This window comes from Nguyenibacter vanlangensis, from assembly GCF_013376155.1.
Classification (GTDB): domain Bacteria; phylum Pseudomonadota; class Alphaproteobacteria; order Acetobacterales; family Acetobacteraceae; genus Gluconacetobacter; species Gluconacetobacter vanlangensis.
In genome coordinates this window covers 1-697 of the sequence record NZ_JABXXP010001104.1, presented here as the reverse complement: position 1 = coordinate 697, position 697 = coordinate 1, and the positions used below count along the sequence as shown (strand labels likewise).

The window sequence follows — 697 nt, the reverse complement described above, 5'->3', positions numbered from 1 at the left end:
GGCCGCCATGCTGCCCGACCGGCCGGCGCGCACCTGGGTAACGGTGTCCGCCGCGCGCTTCAGCGCGGACTCGCTGAGTTCGTCGGCATGGGCGAAGCCGGTTTCCTCGCCCAGGATCGCCCGCAGGCCGAAGCCGGACGAGGTGTCGAAGCTGGCCGAGCGGATGACGCCGTCATCCAGCGAGATCATCTCGCTTTCGCGATATTCCAGGAACAGCTCGCCGTCATCCATGCCCTCCAGCGTGCGGCGGACCATGGATTCGGCCTCCGCCCGGCCCAGCGTCGCGCCGGCTCGGTCGAAGAACAGCCGGTCGGTCGCGGTCAGCGGGTTCAGGAACGGATCGGTGGGGCGCATGGAAGGACTCCGGTCGTCGCTGGAGGAGGGGGGCTGGATAAGGGGGGCTGGATAAGGGGGGCTGGATAATGAGGGCCTGACGGATGATTGCATGTCATAGTCCCATCCTATGTGGGGCGAAACGGTGCCGTTGACGAGCCGCGCCGCATGAGGGCCCGGTGAACTTCCGGCAATGCGGTCCGTTTTTCTTTTGCTGACCGTGTCCGACTGGCATTCTACCCGGGCGCGGTCATGCCCCGACCGCCCCGATCGATCAAGGAATGCGCCCCTCGTGACGATGCTTCCGCGACCGCTCCCCCCGCGTGCCGCGCGCGGCCTGGCCGCGCTGCTGGCCGCCTGGCCG

The 697-nt window shown here is 68.4% G+C and carries 1 protein-coding gene; it reads right to left on the bottom strand.

The features are described from left to right. Window positions 1–354 (bottom strand): PmbA/TldA family metallopeptidase (locus HUK84_RS21505; protein WP_281362892.1); only part of this gene is annotated, 354 nt, incomplete at its 3' end. Between the last annotated feature and the right edge of the window lie 343 nt (window positions 355–697).